We start from the raw sequence: 18,365 nt of genomic DNA, 5'->3' as shown, positions 1-18,365 counted from the left end.
CCCCCACCTGTCAGTAGCTCGCCGGTGTGCGCAGTCGTATCACCGCCAGGCGTTGGCTTCTCGGGCTGATCAGCTTCTTTTTGCTGTTTCCTCTGCCCGCCTGAAAAACTACTGAATTTCAGCTTCGGCTGAGTTGGCTTTTTGCCTGACTACAGGTGGTATTCATGTTTGTCCTTTCGAAAAAATCCGCGCTCGCGGCGGCGTCCACGAGCTTGTTCGTTCTGCTGTGGAGCAGCGGGGCGATCTTCTCCAAATGGGGCCTGGCCCACGCGTCACCTTTTGCCTTTTTGATGTTTCGTTTCGCCATCGCGCTGTGCGGTCTGGTGCTGCTGGTGCCGTTGCTCAAGCTCAAACGGCCGAAGGGCGGCAAGCCGATGTTGTATGCGATGGCTACAGGCGTGGTGTTGCTGGGGGCTTATCAGATTTTCTATCTGCTGGCCCTGGACCTGAAAGTCACCCCGGGAGTGATGGCGACGATCATGGGTGTGCAGCCGATTCTCACCGTCGTGCTGATGGAACGGCAGCGTTCCTGGCGCCGGATGTTCGGTCTGGTACTGGGGCTGGCGGGGTTGATCATGGTGGTCTATCAGGGCATCGGTCTGGCCGGCATGTCGTTGGCCGGCATGCTATTCGGATTGCTGGCGCTGGCGAGCATGACGTTCGGTTCGATCATGCAGAAGCGCATCACCGACAATCCCCTCGGCACGCTGCCAGTGCAGTACCTGGCGGGACTGTTGCTCTGCGGGATCTTCGTGCCATTCCAACCCTTTCATTTCGAACACGGCACCGGTTTCATCGTGCCGGTGTTGTGGATGGGATTGGTCGTGTCGGTGCTGGCGACCTTGCTCTTGTATCGCTTGATCGCCCGGGGCAACCTGGTCAATGTCACCAGTCTGTTTTACCTGGTGCCGGCCGTGACGGCGGTCATGGACTACCTGATTTTCGGTAACCGGCTGGCGGCATTGAGCATGCTCGGCATGCTGCTGATCATCGTCGGTCTGGTGTTCGTTTTCCGTAAATCAGCCTGATTGAGCCGACGCCTTCGCGAGCAGGCTCGCTCCCACAGGTTATATGCGATCCCTGTGGGAGCGAGCCTGCTCGCGATGGCAATTTCAATAACGGCACATATTACCGGGCAACCACTTCACCCTTTTTCACCACCGCCCGCTTCAACACCAACCACAACGCCGCCGCAATCAACACCCCGCCATAGATGTGCGCCATCGACAACGGCTCATCCAGCAACAGCGCCCCCCACAACACCCCGAACGGCGGGATTAGGAAGGTCGTGGTCATCGACTTCACCGGCCCGACCGAGCTGAGCAGGCGGAAGTAAATAATGTACGCCAAGGCGGTACATACCAGCCCCAACCCCAGCAACGACAACCAGACACTCCAGCCGCCCCAGCTCTCCGGTGGCTGGCTGATCACGCTGTAACCGAACAATGGCAACAAAAACAAGGTCGCCCCGAGCATGCTGCCCACCGCCGAAAGACGACTATCGAGACCTCCCGCGTGATCAAGCCAGCGACGAGCCAGGAACCCGGCAAAACCGTAGCAGGTCGTGGCGAGCAGGCAGGCGAGGGCACCCATCAGCAGTTCCATGTCGAACGCCACCGGACCGGCACGGGTCAGGATGCCCACGCCAAGCAGCCCAAGGAACACGCCGCCAAGCTTGGCGGCGGTGAGTTTTTCATGGAAGAACAGACCGCCGATCAGCACGCCCATCAGCGGCGTGGTGGCGTTGAAAATCGCCGAGTAACCGGCCGGCAGCACCTGGGCGGCTACCGAGTACAGGGTCGCCGGAATCCCGGAGTTGATCACTCCGAGCAGCATCACGGTTTTGAGTTTTCCTTTGAAATCCCAGCTGATGCGCATCAGACCGAGGATCACCAACAGGCCGACCGCGGCAATCGATACGCGGAAAAAAGCAGTGGGGATTGTGCCAATCACCGGGGCAATGATGCGCATGAACAGAAAGCTCGCGCCCCAAATGGCGGCAAGCGATAACAAGCGCAGAGTATCGACGGGGTTCACAGCACGTTCCTTCCTTGATTGGCTCGCAAGTGTCGCGCCAGTCAGTACGCAAGGCAATGGTTGCGTTGCGTAACAAAGGGCCACTAAGCTCAGGCCCCACGATAAGAATCAGCCGCCGAGGTTTTACCTATGCCGCAGCAATGGCCAGCCGCCGACATCGCCCGAATGATCCTCGATGGCTTTGACGATTACCGCGAGCATTTCCGCCAGATCACCGACGGCGCCCGGGCTCGCTTCGAGCAGGCCAAGTGGCAGGAGACGCAAACGGCGTCGGCCGCGCGGATCAATCTCTACGAAGAAAAAGTCAGCGAAACGGTGCAACGGCTGCGCATCGCGTTTGACGCCGACACGCTGGATGTCAGCTGCTGGCCGCTGGTCAAAAGCGCTTACATCACGCTGATCGACCTGCGCTTCGACGATGAACTGTCCGAAACCTGGTACAACTCGATCTTCTGCGGGCTGTTCAGCCACGACCTGATCAGTGACGGCTGCATGTTCATCCACACCACCCGGCCGAGCCTGCGCCGGGCCCGCGCCGCACAAACCCGCACGTACAAACCCCAGGGCCAGTTGTCCGAGATGCTGGCGAGCATTTTTGCCGACTACCGTTTCAGCGAGGATTACGCCAACCTGGCGGGCGACCTGTCTCGACTCGAAGGGCAATTACGCGAGAACCTGCCGGACTGGGTCTGCAAGGACCCAGAGCTGAGTGTCGAACTGTTTTCCTCGGTGCTTTACCGCAACAAGGGTGCATACCTGGTCGGGCGCATCTATACCCGGGACGAACAATGGCCGCTGGTGATTCCGCTGCTGCACCGCGAAGGTCGCGGGATTCAGATCGATGCGTTGATCACCGATGAAGCGGACGTGTCGATCATCTTCTCGTTCACCCGTTCGTATTTCATGGTCGACGTGCCGGTACCGGCGGAGTTCATCGGTTTCCTCAAACGCATCCTGCCGGGCAAGCACATCGCCGAGCTGTACACCTCGATCGGCTTTTACAAACACGGAAAATCCGAGTTCTACCGGGCGCTGATCAATCACCTGGCCAACACCGACGACCAGTTCATCATGGCCCCGGGCGTGCGTGGCATGGTGATGAGCGTGTTTACCCTGCCGGGCTTCAACACCGTATTCAAAATCATCAAGGACCGCTTCTCGCCGTCAAAGAACGTCGACCGCGCCACGGTGATCGAGAAGTACCGTTTGGTGAAAAGCGTCGACCGGGTCGGGCGGCTGGCCGACACCCAGGAATTCGCCGACTTCCGTTTCCCGTTGAGCAAGTTCGACCCGGCGTGCCTGGAAGAGCTGCTTGAAGTGGCCGCGTCCACCGTGTCGGTAGAGGACGACACCGTGCTGATCCGCCACTGCTGGACCGAGCGGCGGATGACGCCGTTGAACCTGTATCTGGAGAACGCCAACGACGCTCAGGTCCGCGAGGCGCTGGAAGATTACGGTCTGGCGATCAAGCAACTGGCGGCGGCCAACATCTTTCCCGGCGACATGCTGCTGAAGAACTTTGGCGTCACCCGTCATGGGCGGGTGGTGTTTTATGACTATGACGAGATTTGCTTCCTGACCGAGGCCAACTTCCGGCATATCCCGCTACCGCGTACGCCGGAAGATGAGATGGCGTCGGAGCCGTGGTATTCGATTGGGCCGCTGGATGTGTTTCCTGAAGAGTTTCCGCCGTTTTTGTTTGCTGATTCGGGGCAAAGGAAGTTGTTTGATCAGTTGCATGGTGAGTTGTACAACGCGGATTACTGGAAAAGCCTGCAAGAGGCCATTCGCGCGGGGAAGGTGATTGATGTGTTCCCGTATAGGCGCAAAGGCCTGGATAACGAGTAACCCTCCTGAGTGAATCCTGTGGTTAGGGGATTTATCTGTGGCGAGGGGATTTATCCCCGTTCGGCTGCGAAGCAGTCGCAAAACCATTCGATGCGATCTGTCTGAAAATTCCCGTTGCCTGTTTTTGGGACCGCTTCGCGGTCCAACGGGGATAAATCCCCTCGCCACAGATAATTCCTTAGCCAGATATAGCCCCTAGCCACAAAAGCGCTTCACAGTCGTGTTAAGTGGCACAAATCTGCGACAATCCGCCCCCTGCGCCACTAGACGACTTATTGCGTACCTGATGACTGACGAATCGCCTTCCATCGACAAACTGCTGAAAAACCTCGATCACGCCATGCTCGCCGACCGCCACCGGCTGCGGCGGCAGTTGCTTGAACTGCGCAAAAAACCTGACGAAGCCAAGCTGGCCCAGTGGGTAACGCGCATGCAGGCGTCCTGTGATCAGGTGCTGGCACGGCGTGCCAGCCTGCCGGTGATTCGTTACGACGACAGCCTGCCGATCGCCGCCAAGCGCGACGAAATCAAGGAAGCGCTGCTCAAGCATCAGGTGTTGATCATTGCCGGTGAAACGGGTTCGGGTAAAACCACCCAGTTGCCGAAGATCTGCCTGGAAATCGGTCGCGGCCAGCATGGCCTGATCGGCCACACCCAGCCCCGTCGAATCGCTGCGCGCAGCGTGGCCAGCCGCGTTGCCGAAGAATTGGCGACGCCGTTGGGCGCGCTGGTCGGCTATCAGGTGCGGTTCGAGGATCAGAGCGATTCCAACACCCTGATCAAGCTGATGACCGACGGCATCCTGCTGGCGGAAACCCAGAACGACCGTTACCTCGAACGCTACGACACGATCATCGTCGACGAAGCCCACGAACGCAGCCTCAACATCGACTTTCTGCTCGGTTACCTGAAAACCCTGCTGCCGCGTCGTCCGGACCTGAAGGTCATCATCACCTCGGCGACCATCGACCTGGAGCGCTTCTCCAAGCACTTCGATGACGCGCCGATTGTCGAAGTCTCCGGCCGCACCTTCCCCGTGGAAACCTGGTATCGCCCGCTGACCCTGGAGCAAGACGAAGAGGGCAACCGCGTCGAGGATGACCTGACCGTGGATCAGGCGATCCTCGCCACCCTCGACGAAATCGCCGCGTTCGAACGCAGCGAGCGTAAGAGCCCCGGCGATGTGCTGGTGTTCCTGCCCGGCGAGCGCGAGATTCGCGACGCGGCGGACATGCTGCGCAAGGCCCAGCTCAAGCACACCGAGATTCTGCCGCTCTACGCACGACTGTCGCCGGCCGAACAGCAGCGGATTTTCCAGTCGCACCCAGGCCGTCGCGTGGTGTTGGCGACCAACGTCGCGGAAACCTCGCTGACCGTGCCGGGCATTCGTTACGTGATCGACAGCGGTACCGCGCGCATCAGCCGTTACAGCTACCGCGCCAAGGTCCAGCGCCTGCCCATCGAAGCCATTTCCCAGGCCAGCGCCAACCAGCGTAAAGGTCGCTGCGGGCGGGTCGAGCCGGGCATTTGCATCCGCCTCTACGGCGAAGAAGATTTCATCGGTCGCCCGGAATTTACCGATCCGGAAATCCTGCGCACCAACCTCGCGGCGGTGATTTTGCAGATGCTGCATCTGCGCCTTGGCGAGATCACCGATTTCCCGTTTATCGAGCCGCCGGATGGCAAAGCCATCAGCGACGGTTTTAACCTGCTGCAAGAACTCTCGGCGGTCGACCGCAACAGCCAGCTGACGCCGCTCGGTCGCCAATTGGCGCGGTTGCCGGTGGACCCGCGCATGGGCCGCATGCTGCTGGAAGCGGCGAAACTCGGCAGTTTGCAGGAAGTGCTGATCGTCGCCAGCGCCATGTCGATTCAGGACCCGCGTGAGCGTCCGCCGGAACGTCAGCAAGCGGCGGACCAGGCGCATGCGCAATGGAAAGACGTGGACTCGGACTTCGCCGGGCTGGTCAATCTGTGGCGTGGTTTCGAAGAACAGCGCCAGGCGTTGACCGCCAGCCCGCTGCGCAATTGGTGCCGCAAGAACTTCCTGAATTACCTGCGTCTGCGCGAATGGCGCGACTCCCATCGGCAGTTGAGCCTGATCTGCCGCGACATGCAGTTGAGCCTCAATAAAGAACCGGCGGATTACCCGAAACTGCACAAAGCCGTGCTCTCGGGGTTGCTCAGCCAGATCGGGCAGAAAACCGAAGACGGCGACTACCTCGGCGCCCGTCAGCGGCGCTTCTGGATTCACCCGTCATCGGGCCTCGGTAAAAAGCGTCCGCAATGGCTGATGGCCGCCGAACTGGTGGAAACCACCAAGCTCTACGCGCGTATGGTCGCCAAGATCGACGCTGACTGGATCGAGCCCTTGGCCGGGCACCTGATCAAGAAGAATCACTTCGAACCCCATTGGGAGAAGAAGCGCGGCCAGGTCGTGGCCTTCGAGCAAATCACTTTGTTCGGGCTGATCGTGGTCGGTCGCCGACCGGTGCATTACGGGCCGATTGATCCGGTGGTGTCCCGTGAGTTCTTCATTCGTGAAGGTCTGGTACGCGGCGAGATTCAGTCCAAGGCCAAGTGCCTGACGGCCAATGCGCAATTGCTGGAACAGCTCGACGAACTGGAAGCCAAGGCTCGCCGTCGCGACATTCTGGCGGACGAAGAAACCCTGTTCGCCTTCTACGATGCGCGACTGCCGGCGGAGATCCACCAGACCGCGACCTTCGACAGCTGGTATCGGGTCAACAGCCAGAAAGACCCACAGTTGTTGATCATGCGCGAAGAAGACGTGCTGGCCCGCGAGGCGAGTGAAGTCACCGCTTTGCATTACCCGGACACCTTGCACATCGGTGATCTGGAGTTGGCGCTGAGTTATCACTTCGAACCGAACCACCCACGTGACGGCGTGACCCTGCGTGTGCCGGCGCCGTTGTTGCCGATGCTGCCGCCGGAGCGCCTGGAATGGCTGGTGCCGGGCGTGATCGAGGCCAAATGCATCGCGCTGGTGCGCAACCTGCCCAAAGCCCTGCGCAAGAATTTCGTACCGGTGCCGGACTTCGTCAAAGCCGCATTGCAGCGCATGACTTTCGCCGAGGGCTCGTTGCCTCAAGCGCTGGGCCGTGAACTGTTGCGCATGACCGGTGCGCGGGTCAGCGATGAAGCCTGGGCCGAAGCGTCGCAGCAGGTCGACAGTCATTTGCGGATGAACCTGGAAATCGTCGACGGCCAGGGCAAGTTCCTTGGTGAAGGGCGTGATTTGGCGGAACTGACCGCACGCTTTGCCGAAGCCAGTCAGGCTGCGTTGGCCGTGCCGCAAACCGCGAAAAACCAGCAACCGGTGGAGCCGAAAGTGTTTGCCGCCGTCGCCGAGAAAACCCAGCAGAAGATCGCCGGGCTATCGATGACGGTGTATCCGGCGCTTGTGGAAGAAGCCGGTACGGTGAAAGAAGGGCGTTTCTCCACGCCGGCCGAAGCCGAGTTTCAACATCGCCGCGCCTTGCAGCGTTTGCTGATGCAGCAACTGGCCGAACCGGCGAAGTTCCTGCGCGGCAAGTTGCCGGGGCTGACCGAATTGGGCCTGATGTATCGCGACATGGGGCGCATCGACAGTCTGGTCGAAGACATCCTGCTGGCCAGCCTCGACAGTTGCATTCTCGACGGCGAAGACCCGCTGCCACGGGATGGCGCCGGGTTGGCATCGCTGGCCGAACGCAAGCGCGGCGGCTGGACTGAGCACGCCGAACGGCTGGCCAAGCTGACGCTGGAAATCCTCAAGCTCTGGCACGGCCTGCAAAAACGCTTCAAGGGCAAGATCGACCTGGCGCAAGCCGTGGCCCTGAACGACATCAAACAGCAACTCAGTCATCTGGTGTATCCGGGGTTTGTCCGGGAAACCCCGATGCAGTGGCTCAAGGAGTTGCCACGTTATCTGAAAGCGGTCGAGCAGCGCTTCGAGAAAATAGGCGCTCAGGTGCAGAGGGACCGGGTCTGGAGCGGCGAATTGTCTGGCCTGTGGACGCAATATCAAACCCGCGCCAACAAACATGCCCAGGAAGGTAAACGCGATCCGCAACTGGAGCTCTATCGTTGGTGGCTGGAGGAATACCGGGTTTCCCTGTTCGCCCAACAATTGGGGACCAAGGTGCCGATCTCCGATAAGCGCCTGAACAAGCAATGGACCCAGGTCGAACCATAACGCCGATACTCTGTGATCACCGCGATCCCCTGTAGGAGCTGCCGAAGGCTGCGATCTTTTGATCTTTCTTTATCGCGACACCAGAAGATCAAAAAATCGCAGCCTTCGGCAGCTCCTACAAGTAGCCGTGTTACCGCGTTTGTTCTAGCGAATAGGGCCAAAACCCAATGTTTATGGCAAACTTCGCGCCTATAAACGCCGGCCCCGCGGTTTTGAGCCTTCACAGGTCTGGGCGGATCGGAATAAAGCGATGCCAGGTTTGCGTCCCCTGACGGGAGCAGATCCTTTGTGTGTTGGTACGTCGGTGCCAACACTTTCTGCCTGAACAGATTAGAGAAACGACCATGCATAACGTCGTCATCAGCGGCACCGGCCTGTACACCCCGGCCAACAGCATCTCCAACGAAGAGCTGGTGCAGTCTTTCAACGCTTACGTCGCGCAATTCAACGCCGACAACGCCGACGCCATCGCGCGCCGCGAAATCGAAGCGTTGACCGAGTCCAGCGCGGCGTTTATCGAAAAGGCGTCTGGCATCAAAAGCCGCTTTGTCATGGACAAGGAAGGCATCCTCGACCCGCAACGCATGGCGCCACGCCTGCCGGAACGCTCGAATGACGAGTGGTCGGTGCTTTGCCAAATGGCCATTGGCGCCGCCGAGCAAGCCTTGCAGCGTGCCGGCAAAACCGCCGCGGACATCGACGGCGTGATCGTCGCCTGCTCCAACCTGCAACGGGCCTATCCTGCCATCGCCATCGAAGTCCAGGAAGCCTTGGGCATCCAGGGTTTCGGTTTCGACATGAACGTCGCCTGCTCCTCGGCGACCTTCGGCATTCAGGCTGCGGCCAACAGCGTGCAACTGGGCCAGGCTCGGGCGATCCTGATGGTCAACCCGGAAGTCTGCACCGGTCACCTGAACTTCCGCGACCGCGACAGCCACTTCATCTTCGGCGACGCCGCGACTGCGGTGATCATCGAACGTGCTGACCTGGCAACATCCAAGTACCAGTTCGACATCGTCAGCACCAAGCTGCTGACCAAGTTCTCCAACAACATCCGCAACAACTTCGGCTTCCTCAACCGCGCGGCGGAAGAGGGCATCGGTGCCAAGGACAAACTGTTCGTGCAGGAAGGCCGCAAGGTGTTCCGCGATGTCTGCCCGATGGTCGCCGAGCTGATCGCTACGCACCTGGAAGAGAACACGCTCAACATCAGCGACGTGAAACGCTTCTGGCTGCACCAGGCCAACCTCAGCATGAACCACCTGATCGTCAAGAAACTGCTAGGCCGCGAAGCCACCGAAGAAGAAGCCCCGGTGATTCTCGACTCCTACGCCAACACCAGCTCCGCCGGTTCCGTGATTGCGTTTCACAAGAACCAGGACGATCTGGCTGCAGGTTCACTGGCCGTGCTCAGCTCGTTCGGCGCCGGTTACTCGATTGGCAGCGTGATTCTGCGCAAGCGCTGAGTTCGCCTTAAAAGATCGCAGCCTGCGGCAGCTCCTACACGGGATTGGATTTCAACGCGAAATCGCGGTTGGAATACGGTCGGTGTAGGAGCTGCCGCAGGCTGCGATCTTTTTTTGCGCCAACAAAAAAAACTCGCGCTGCAATATCGGACGGATGATGGGGACCGATACCACAACGCGAGTTTGTAAAAGCGGCTCGGGCTTCCTTGCCCGAGTCGTATAGCGGGGATCAGAACTTGGCTTCTGCATCCAGTTGTAGGGTGTTGATCTTCGAATCCCGCAGGGTGGCGTTGGTGTAGTCGGAGTCAGCCATGAAGTACGTCGCGCCGAGGGCGAAGTTCTTGTCGATCTCGTAGCTCACTTTCAGCTTGCTGCCGCGCGAACCGGTGAAACCGTTGGCGAAGTCGGAGTCGGTGAAGGCGCCAACCACCGCGTTACGCTGTACGTCGCGGTAGTTGTAGTCCACTCCGAAGCCGTAGAACTTGGTCTTGACGCCGGCCAACCAGCCCATGTCCTGATCGTTGCTCGCACTGTCGTTGTTGACAACTTGACCGTATAACGAGAGTGGCATTGGCAGGCCGCCAATATCGATCTGACCAAAGCCTTCGTACACTTTGAACTCTTCGCCCGGGCTGTTGCCGTTGATGGCCAGTGTGGCGGTGTCCTCGTCGTTGTCGTAAGCGTAGACACTGCCACCCAGCGTCATTTTCAGGTTATCAGTGATCGCGAAGCGCGCGCCCAACTGGCCAGCGTACAGACGCAGGTCGTGACGGAACTGCTTGCCTTCGCCGTCGACGTTGTCCTGGAGGGTGTAGTGGCCGGCGCTACCGAACAGCTCGGCCGTGCTGCCTAGCGGGTATTTGTAAGTCAGGGCCAGACCTTCCGGGCTGATGTCGTTATCCCAGATGATGTCACCCATGCTCACCCATGGTTGCGGCATCTTGCCGCCGATCAAGTGCAGATTCTTGATGGCAGTCGGGTGGTAGTCGACGTAGCCCTGGTCCAGCCAGATATCTTTCTTGGAGAAGTTGCCTTCCAAGCTCTGGTTGGTGGAGCGAGCATCGTTGTTGTTGCCAGTGGCGATACGAATGCCGGTGTCCACTTGCGGATTGATTTCGGTGTAGGCACCCAGGCGGACACGAATACGTTGACGATCCTGGTCGCCGGTGTTCGGTACGCCATCGTTCTTGACCGTTTCCTGACGGAAACGCACGTCACCCTTGAATTGGGTCTTGGCGGCCCACGCCAGTTTCTGGTCGAAGGTACTCAGTTCATTGGTTTTCTTCGCAGTCGCCGCGATCTGCTCGTTGGTCTCTTGTTGAGCCTGGCGGGCGATTTGCTGGTCTTTTTGATCCCTGGCCAGCTCGGCTTGCAGTTCGGTGTACTGCGCAGGCGAAATCGAGCCGTTTGCCTTGAGCATGTCGAGCAGTTTGGCGTCGACTGCGGCGCTGGCCGGAACACTCATGGCCAGCAGCAACCCACCACACAAGGCCGCCGCAGTTTTCGTGGAAGCAAGACGCATATCAATCTCCGAAGATGTAATGGGATGACTGAGCCATCCAGGACACAACCGACCGTTGACGGACGGAAAACAGTGACCAGGTATAGAACCCGGCGCTCTAAAAACAGGCGCCAGTATCGCGATGGTTTATGACAGAGCGGTGGCAAAGTGATGGCATCTCGATGACGATACAAATAGGGCGTACACCCCTATCCAGAGCCCTGTCGGCGGATTGCTCGTGTGGATTTTTTGGCAATGGGCGATACTCGCCGGGCTTTCACGCAAAGAAGTAGGGAAGAACTGATGCCGCTGCAACGTCTGGAAAGTCTGTCCGAAATCGCGTCGCAGACATGGGATGCCCTGGTGCCCGAGAATCAGCCCTTTCTGCGCCACGCCTTTCTCAGTGCGCTGGAAGACAGCGGCAGCGTCGGCCCTCATTCCGGCTGGCAACCCGAGCATTTGTTGCACATCGAAGGCGATCGCCTGATTGCCGCGCTGCCCAGTTACCGCAAATGGCATTCCTACGGCGAGTACGTGTTCGATCACGCCTGGGCTGATGCCTGTGAGCGTGCCGGTATCGATTACTACCCCAAGCTGCTGACGGCTGTGCCGTTCAGTCCGGTCAGTGGCCCGCGGTTACTGGCTGCCACGCTCGAGGACGGTTTCGAACTGTTGAAAAGCCTGCCGGGCTACCTTGAAATCGAACAACTCTCCAGTGCCCACATCAACTTCACCGACCCGTTCACTGACGCAGCCTTGGCCGAGCAGCCAGGCTGGTTGCAGCGAATCGGCTGTCAGTACCACTGGCAGAATCGTGGCTATCGGGATTTTCAGGACTTCCTCGACGTTCTCAGTTCGCGCAAGCGCAAGCAGATGCGCAAGGAACGCGAACAAGTGGCGGGGCAGGGCATTGATTTCGAATGGCTTGAGGGTAGGCAACTCGATCAGGCGCAGTGGGATTTTGTCTATGCCTGCTACGCCAATACCTATGCAGTGCGTCGGCAAGCGCCGTATCTGACGCGGGAGTTTTTCAGTTTGCTGGCCGAGCGCATGCCAGAGTCGATTCGTGTGGTGTTGGCCAAGCAAGGCTCACGGCCGGTGGCCATGGCCTTCAGTCTGGTGGGTGGCGACAGCTTTTACGGTCGTTACTGGGGCTGCCTGGCGGAGTTCGACCGTCTGCACTTCGAGACCTGTTTCTACCAAGGCATGGACTACGCGATTGCCAATGGCTTCCAGCGTTTCGATGCCGGTGCCCAGGGTGAGCACAAGTTGATTCGCGGGTTTGAACCCGTGATCACTCATTCATGGCACTACTTGCGTCATCCCGGCCTGAAAGCTGCCGTCAAAGACTTTCTGCAGCAAGAGCGCGTTGGCGTGCTGGCGTATGCCGAGGAAGCGAGGACGGCGCTGCCTTATCGGCAAGACTGAGCCTTGTCTTTGGCGTTAAGTGCCTTCCTTGCTCAGCCATCGATAAGCCAGGTCACCGATCACCGCTGCGAGCAGTGGCGGTTTTTTGGATGTCGCCTATCCATGTGGGAGCGAGCTTGCTCGCGATAGCGGTGTGTCAGTCGACAAAAACGTTGAATGTTAAGCCGTCATCGCGAGCAAGCTCGCTCCCACAGGTTCAGTGTTGGTCAGGGGTCAATCGATCCCGACAAACCCACCCGTCTGGTGCTGCCACAACCGCGCATACAACCCACCATGGGCCAGCAGTTCGGCGTGACTGCCGGTTTCGGCGATCTTGCCTTTTTCCAGCACCACCAGCCGGTCCATGCGGGCGATGGTCGAGAGCCGGTGAGCGATGGCAATCACGGTTTTGCCCTGCATCAGGGTTTCGAGGCTTTCCTGGATCGCCGCTTCGACTTCCGAGTCCAGCGCCGAGGTGGCCTCGTCCATGATCAGGATCGGCGCGTCCTTGAGCAGCACGCGAGCAATCGCAATCCGCTGACGCTGACCGCCGGAGAGTTTCACCCCGCGTTCACCGACGTGGGCATCGAAACCGGTGCGGCCTTCGGAGTCCGACAACAACGGGATGAACTCGTCGGCGCGGGCCTTGTGCACCGCTTCCCAGAGTTCGGCGTCGGTGGCGTCGGGTTTGCCGTACAACAAATTGTCGCGGATCGAGCGATGCAGCAGGGATGTGTCCTGGGTGATCATGCCGATGCGCTCGCGCAGGCTTTCCTGGCCGACTTCGGCGATGTTCTGGCCGTCGATGAGGATGCGTCCGCCCTCCACGTCATAGAGGCGCAGCAGCAGGTTGACCAGGGTTGACTTGCCTGCGCCGGACGGACCGATCAGGCCGATTTTCTCACCGGGCTTGATGCTCAGGTTGAGGTCGCCGATGATCCCGCTCTTCTTGCCGTAGTGGAAATCCACATGCTCGAAACGCACTTCGCCACGGGTTACCAGCAACGGTTTGGCCTGCTCGCGATCGGTGACGCTGACCGGTTGAGAAATGGTCTGCAAACCGTCCTGAACCATGCCGATGTTTTCGAAAATCCCGGTGACCACCCACATGATCCAGCCGGACATGTTGACGATACGGATCACCAGACCGGTGGCCAGGGCAATCGCGCCTACGGTGATCAGCGACTGCGTCCACAGCCACAGGGCCAGGCCGGTGGTGCCGACGATCAGCAAGCCGTTCATGCTGGTGATGACCACGTCCATGCTGGTGACCACCCGGCCGGCCAGTTGGGCTTTTTCGGTTTGTTCCTTGATCGCTTCGCGAGCGTATTGCTGCTCGAAATTGGTGTGGGCGAACAGCTTCAGGGTGGTGATGTTGGTGTAGCCGTCGACGATCCGCCCCATGAGTTTGGAGCGCGCGTCGGAGGACACCACCGAACGTTCCTTGACCCGTGGCACGAAGTAGTAAAGGGCACTGATGAAGGCGACGATCCAGGTCAGTAGCGGGATCATCAGGCGCCAGTCGGCTTCGGCGAACAGCACCAGCGAACTGATCGCGTAGATCAGCACGTGCCACAGCGCGTCCACCGCTTGCACGGCGGAATCGCGCAGCGAGTTGCCGGTCTGCATGATGCGTTGGGCGATGCGCCCGGCGAAGTCGTTCTGGAAAAAATTCAGGCTCTGTTTGAGCACATAACTGTGGTTCTGCCAGCGGATCAGGCTGGTCATGCTGGGGCTCAGGGTCTGGTGCACCAGCAGGTCATGCAGGCCAACAAAAATCGGCCGAAAAACCAGGGCTACCACCGCCATCCAGGCCAGCTCGATGCCGTGTTCCTTGAAGAAATCGACGTTAGGCGTGCCTTGGGTCAGGTCGATGATACGACTCAGGTAACTGAACAGCGCCACTTCGATCAGCGCACCGATCAGACCGACGAACAGCAGGACGGCGAAACTCGGCCAGACCTGCTTCAGGTAATAGGTATAAAAAGGGAGAACCCGATCCGGCGGAGCGGCCGTCGGGGCATCACGGAAAATGTCGATCAGTTTCTCGAAACGGCGATAAAGCATCAGTTCTCCGCCCGCGCACGGGCTCTCCTTTGAACAGTGTGAGCGGCGCACTCCGGCAGCCGCTCAAGACTTCCTGTGTAGCTTAGTCGATGACTTTGGCCGACTTGATGAACACAGGGTCGGCTGGCACATCTTTCATGCCGCCACGGGTGGTGGTTTGCGAGTTGACGATGACGTCCACCACGTCCATGCCTTTCACGACTTTACCAAAGACCGCATAGCCGTCACCGCTGTCGAGGAAGTCATTGTCTTTGACGTTGACGAAGAACTGGCTAGTGGCCGAATCAGGATTAGAGGTGCGGGCCATGGACAGCGTGCCACGGACGTTATGCAGACCGTTTTTGGACTCGTTCTTGATCGGTGCCTTGGTTTCTTTCTGCTGCATTTGTTGAGTGAAACCACCGCCCTGGACCATGAAGCCTGGAATCACACGGTGAAAAATCGTGTTGTTGTAGAAGCCGCTGTTGACGTAATCAAGGAAGTTCTTGGTACTGATCGGCGCCTTGACCGGGTCCAGTTCGATTTCGATCTGGCCGTTGGTGGTCTCCAGCAGCACGTGCGGCGCCTTGGCGGGCGTTGCGGCCATCAGGTTGGCGGCAAACAGAACGGAGCCAGCGACGAGGGCGATTTTTTTCAGCATGGGTCAGTGATCCTGAGTGAGGTGGTGTCGACTGCGGTGAGAAACTCGAGCAGCGTTTGGTTGAACATTTCGGGTTGATCCAGCGGGGTGGCGTGGCGCGAATCGGCGATCACCACCAGCCGCGCATCGGGCAGCAGTTTTACATAGGTCTCTTTCAGCGAGACCGGTGTGTAGTCACGGTCGGCGCTGACGATGAGCGTTGGACAGGAGACCCTCGAAAGTCGTTCCTGAACCCCCCAGCCAACGATCGCATCGAAGCTGGCGAGATAAGCATGTTTGTCGTTTTTTGCCCAGCGCTCGGCCATTTTTTGTCGCAGGTCAGCCTGTTCGGGTTTGGGAAACAGCTTGCCGCCCAGAGCCGTGCCGATGGCGCCCAGACTGAGGACGCGCATCAGGCTCCAGCGCTTGAACCACTGCCAGTAATCGTCGCGGCTGCGCAGTTTGACCTCGGGCGCGCTGTTGACGATGCACAGGCTTTTGAGCAATTGCGGCTGATCCACGGCCAGTTGAAAACCGATCATGCCGCCCATGGACAGGCCCACGTAATGAGTGGGGCCGAGGTTCAGGTGTTCAATGAGGGCGACCAGATCGGCGCTGAACCCGGCGATGCTGTAGCGCTCGCGGGGTTTGTCGGAGCGACCGTGGCCGCGTACATCCGGGACGATCACCCGGTAGCGGGCCGACAGCGCCGGGATCTGCTGTTCCCAGTCCAGGGTGCTGGAACCCAGCCCGTGAACCAGCAGCAACGGCGTACCGTGGCCATATTCCTCATAGTGCAGGTTGCAACCTTCGTGTTCGAAATAGGCCATGCGTACACTCCGTGTCAGGCTTGTTCAGGGGCGGCGAAAGGGGCATCCAGCGGCGCGGTATCGAAGGTGCGCAGCAGTTCGATGAGAATCTGCGTGGCCGGGCCCAAGGGTTTGTCCTTGTTCGAGTACAGGTAGAAGCTCGGGTTGCGGCTGCCGCCCTGGTCCAACGGTAGCAGCTTGAGCAGGCCTTCCTTGATTTCCCGTTCGATCATGTGCCGAGGCAACCAGGCGAAACCCAGTCCGCTGCTGACAAAAGTTGCCGCGGTGGCCAGGCTGCCGACGGTCCAGCGCTGTTCCGCGCCGAGCCAGCCGACGTCTCGTGGCTGCTGGCGACCGGAGTCGCGGATGACCACTTGCATCTGAGATTCCAGATCCTGGAAGTTCAGTTCGCGGTTCAGACGATGCAGTGGGTGTTCGGGGTGAGCGACAGCCACAAACTCTACGTCGCTCAATTCCGCACCCAGGTAACCGGGAATGCTCAGGCCGGTGATGGCCAGGTCGGCCACGCCTTCGAGCAAGACTTCCTCTACGCCGGATAGAACCTCCTCACGCAGACGCACCCGGCAGCCACGGCTCTGCGGCATGAACGCGGTCAAGGCGCGAACGAGGCGGGCGCTCGGGTAGGCGGCGTCGACCACGAGCCGCACTTCCGCTTCCCAGCCTTGTTCCATGTGGTGGGCCAGGTCTTCCAGCTGACTGGCCTGTTTTACCAGTTGCCGCGAGCGGCGCAGCAGTACGCCGCCGGCTTCGGTCAGCACCGCTTTGCGGCCGTCGATGCGCAACAGCGGCACGCCGAGTTGGTCCTGCATGCGCGCCACGGTGTAGCTCACCGATGATTGCGAGCGGTGCAGCGCTTCGGCGGCCTGGGCGAAACCGCCGTGGTCGACCACGGCCTGTAACGTTCGCCATTGATCAAGGGTCACGCGGGGCGCTTTCATGAATAGCTCCTCTTGTCCTAAGCTGGCAGCCCTTATTGGAGACTGCTGAATGAAAAAGCTTTGTTGTGTGGTATCGGGTTGTGTGCTGCTGGCGATGCTGCCGCTGACGGCGTTTGCCTATCCGATCGACGTTGAAAAACAGCTGAACGGCTTGAGCATCGACTACAACGCGTATGACACGGATAGCGACATCGCCTCCATTCAGGTGAACAACTACGGCACCACCGATGCGGCCTGTAAGGTAGTTTTCAACAATGGCCCGGAAGCGCCACGCACCCGCAATATCGAAGTGGCCGCTGGTAAACACAAAAATGCCACCGCCAAGTTCAACCGGAGCATCATCAAGATGCGTATCAAACTGACCTGCACCCCCAAATGACATCCACTGTGGGAGCGAGCTGTGGTGAGGGGATTTATCCCCGTTGGGTCGCGAAGCGGCCCTAAACCTGGGACTACGGTGTATCAGAAAAAACGCATTCACCGGTTTTGCGACTGCTTCGCAGCCGAACGGGGCGGTGCGACGTTTCGCTAAATCCCCTCACCACAGCTCGCTCCCACAAGGCATGCTCCGCTTATAAACGAATTTATTGATGGTTTATAGCAGTTATTTGCGCTTTTTCATCGATTTAACTCTGTTTAACCTTCACTCCATCGCCTTACAGCATTCTCAGATGGAGCCTACAAGCCATGTCCCGTGTTCTGATCATCGAAAGCAGCGCTCGTCAGCAAGACTCGGTTTCGCGTCAACTGACCCAGACCTTCATCAGCCAGTGGCAAACCGCGCACCCGAACGACCCAATCACCGTTCGTGACCTGGCCGTCAACCCGGTGCCGCATCTGGATATCAACCTGCTGGGCGGCTGGATGAAACCTGCCGAGCAGCGCAACGACATCGAACAGGTTTCCCTGGAACGCTCCAACCAGTTGACCGACGAACTATTGGCCGCCGATGTACTGGTCATGGCTGCGCCGATGTACAACTTCGCCATCCCGAGCACCCTCAAAGCCTGGCTCGACCATGTGCTGCGTGCCGGCGTGACCTTCAAGTACACCGACACCGGCCCGCAAGGTTTGCTCAGCGGCAAGCGTGCCTACGTGCTGACCGCCCGCGGCGGGATCTACGCCGGCAGCCCGGCGGATCACCAGGAACCCTACCTGCGCCAGGTCATGGCGTTCATCGGGATCCACGATGTGACGTTCATTCACGCCGAAGGCATGAACCTGGGCGGTGACTTCCAGGAGAAAGGCCTGAGCCAGGCCAATGCCAAGCTTGCCCAGGTCGCCTGAGGCTTTAATCGCCAGATAATCCCTTGATGTTCAAGTGGCCTGGCGCAACCCCTTCAAGGCTTTACGCGCATCGAACCTCCCTTTGCACTTGTTGCTCCTGAGTGCTGTAGCCCGATTGAACGCTTTAGCGAGATCGGGCTCTTTTTTGCCTGCGATTTAGTGAATGA

Annotated in this window: 12 protein-coding genes and 1 pseudogene; 7 read left to right on the top strand and 6 right to left on the bottom strand. The window is 59.3% G+C overall.

The window, feature by feature from the left end; translation table 11 throughout:
- The first annotated feature begins 164 nt into the window (after positions 1 to 164).
- Positions 165 to 1,028, top strand: a complete 864-nt coding sequence (locus ACA059_RS24210) for a DMT family transporter (protein ID WP_497631267.1) — start codon at positions 165 to 167, stop codon at positions 1,026 to 1,028.
- A 100-nt stretch (positions 1,029 to 1,128) separates the two neighbouring features.
- Here the strand turns inward: ACA059_RS24210 and ACA059_RS24205 are convergent, their stop codons facing one another.
- Positions 1,129 to 2,037: a DMT family transporter gene (locus tag ACA059_RS24205; RefSeq protein WP_497631266.1), complete on the bottom strand. Its 909-nt coding sequence runs from the start codon at positions 2,035 to 2,037 to the stop codon at positions 1,129 to 1,131.
- 129 nt (positions 2,038 to 2,166) lie between these two features.
- Between ACA059_RS24205 and aceK the strand changes: the two genes are divergently transcribed.
- The 3 genes from aceK to ACA059_RS24190 all read left to right on the top strand — a co-directional run bounded on the left by aceK (position 2,167) and on the right by ACA059_RS24190 (position 9,549).
- Entirely contained in the window at positions 2,167 to 3,885 is a 1,719-nt protein-coding gene (gene aceK, locus ACA059_RS24200; protein WP_497631265.1) for a bifunctional isocitrate dehydrogenase kinase/phosphatase, read from the top strand.
- A 286-nt stretch (positions 3,886 to 4,171) separates the two neighbouring features.
- Positions 4,172 to 8,083: an ATP-dependent RNA helicase HrpA gene (gene hrpA / locus ACA059_RS24195; protein WP_497631264.1), complete on the top strand. Its 3,912-nt coding sequence runs from the start codon at positions 4,172 to 4,174 to the stop codon at positions 8,081 to 8,083.
- A gap of 344 nt (positions 8,084 to 8,427) precedes the next feature.
- The gene (locus tag ACA059_RS24190; RefSeq protein ID WP_497631263.1) at positions 8,428 to 9,549 is read left to right on the top strand and encodes a beta-ketoacyl-ACP synthase III; all 1,122 of its coding nucleotides are present in this window, start codon (positions 8,428 to 8,430) and stop codon (positions 9,547 to 9,549) included.
- Between the two features lie 229 nt (positions 9,550 to 9,778).
- Here ACA059_RS24190 and ACA059_RS24185 read toward each other — a convergent pair whose 3' ends face one another.
- Positions 9,779 to 11,071, bottom strand: coding sequence for a putative porin (locus ACA059_RS24185; RefSeq protein ID WP_497631262.1), 1,293 nt, complete (start codon positions 11,069 to 11,071; stop codon positions 9,779 to 9,781).
- 282 nt (positions 11,072 to 11,353) lie between these two features.
- On the opposite strand from ACA059_RS24185, the gene ACA059_RS24180 reads away from it, so the two are divergent.
- Positions 11,354 to 12,478 (top strand): GNAT family N-acetyltransferase, encoded by a 1,125-nt coding sequence (locus tag ACA059_RS24180; RefSeq protein WP_046048079.1) that lies wholly within the window; start codon positions 11,354 to 11,356, stop codon positions 12,476 to 12,478.
- A gap of 213 nt (positions 12,479 to 12,691) precedes the next feature.
- On the opposite strand, the gene ACA059_RS24175 is transcribed toward ACA059_RS24180, so the two are convergent.
- The 4 genes and pseudogenes from ACA059_RS24175 to ACA059_RS24160 all read right to left on the bottom strand — a co-directional run bounded on the left by ACA059_RS24175 (position 12,692) and on the right by ACA059_RS24160 (position 16,911).
- Complete coding sequence (locus tag ACA059_RS24175; protein ID WP_497631261.1) at positions 12,692 to 14,524, bottom strand: ABC transporter ATP-binding protein; 1,833 nt, start codon at positions 14,522 to 14,524, stop codon at positions 12,692 to 12,694.
- A gap of 82 nt (positions 14,525 to 14,606) precedes the next feature.
- Positions 14,607 to 15,164 carry a peptidylprolyl isomerase gene (locus ACA059_RS24170; RefSeq protein WP_046048081.1) on the bottom strand — a complete coding sequence of 186 codons (558 nt, stop codon included), beginning with the start codon at positions 15,162 to 15,164 and terminating at the stop codon, positions 14,607 to 14,609.
- Between the two features lie 3 nt (positions 15,165 to 15,167).
- Positions 15,168 to 15,973 (bottom strand): annotated as a pseudogene (locus ACA059_RS24165) (alpha/beta fold hydrolase).
- Positions 15,974 to 15,987: 14 nt separating this feature from the next.
- Positions 15,988 to 16,911, bottom strand: coding sequence for a PA3225 family LysR-type transcriptional regulator (locus tag ACA059_RS24160; protein WP_201186299.1), 924 nt, complete (start codon positions 16,909 to 16,911; stop codon positions 15,988 to 15,990).
- 49 nt (positions 16,912 to 16,960) lie between these two features.
- Here ACA059_RS24160 and ACA059_RS24155 point away from each other — a divergent pair, with 49 nt between their 5' ends.
- Complete coding sequence (locus tag ACA059_RS24155) at positions 16,961 to 17,290, top strand: hypothetical protein (protein ID WP_056742660.1); 330 nt, start codon at positions 16,961 to 16,963, stop codon at positions 17,288 to 17,290.
- Between the two features lie 308 nt (positions 17,291 to 17,598).
- The gene (locus ACA059_RS24150) at positions 17,599 to 18,198 is read left to right on the top strand and encodes an FMN-dependent NADH-azoreductase (RefSeq protein ID WP_497631260.1); all 600 of its coding nucleotides are present in this window, start codon (positions 17,599 to 17,601) and stop codon (positions 18,196 to 18,198) included.
- Positions 18,199 to 18,365 lie beyond the last annotated feature (167 nt).

It is taken from the genome of Pseudomonas sp. LBUM1647 (assembly GCF_059716175.1).
This window is presented reverse-complemented; position numbering and strand designations above follow the sequence as displayed.

Coding starts and splice junctions, on each gene's coding strand:
- ACA059_RS24210 (WP_497631267.1), top strand. CDS start 165: ATGTTTGTCCTTTCGAAAAAATCCGCGCTCGCGGCGGCGTCCACGAGC.
- aceK (WP_497631265.1), top strand. CDS start 2,167: ATGCCGCAGCAATGGCCAGCCGCCGACATCGCCCGAATGATCCTCGAT.
- hrpA (WP_497631264.1), top strand. CDS start 4,172: ATGACTGACGAATCGCCTTCCATCGACAAACTGCTGAAAAACCTCGAT.
- ACA059_RS24190 (WP_497631263.1), top strand. CDS start 8,428: ATGCATAACGTCGTCATCAGCGGCACCGGCCTGTACACCCCGGCCAAC.
- ACA059_RS24185 (WP_497631262.1), bottom strand. CDS start 11,071: ATGCGTCTTGCTTCCACGAAAACTGCGGCGGCCTTGTGTGGTGGGTTG.
- ACA059_RS24180 (WP_046048079.1), top strand. CDS start 11,354: ATGCCGCTGCAACGTCTGGAAAGTCTGTCCGAAATCGCGTCGCAGACA.
- ACA059_RS24175 (WP_497631261.1), bottom strand. CDS start 14,524: ATGCTTTATCGCCGTTTCGAGAAACTGATCGACATTTTCCGTGATGCC.
- ACA059_RS24170 (WP_046048081.1), bottom strand. CDS start 15,164: ATGCTGAAAAAAATCGCCCTCGTCGCTGGCTCCGTTCTGTTTGCCGCC.
- ACA059_RS24160 (WP_201186299.1), bottom strand. CDS start 16,911: ATGAAAGCGCCCCGCGTGACCCTTGATCAATGGCGAACGTTACAGGCC.
- ACA059_RS24155 (WP_056742660.1), top strand. CDS start 16,961: ATGAAAAAGCTTTGTTGTGTGGTATCGGGTTGTGTGCTGCTGGCGATG.
- ACA059_RS24150 (WP_497631260.1), top strand. CDS start 17,599: ATGTCCCGTGTTCTGATCATCGAAAGCAGCGCTCGTCAGCAAGACTCG.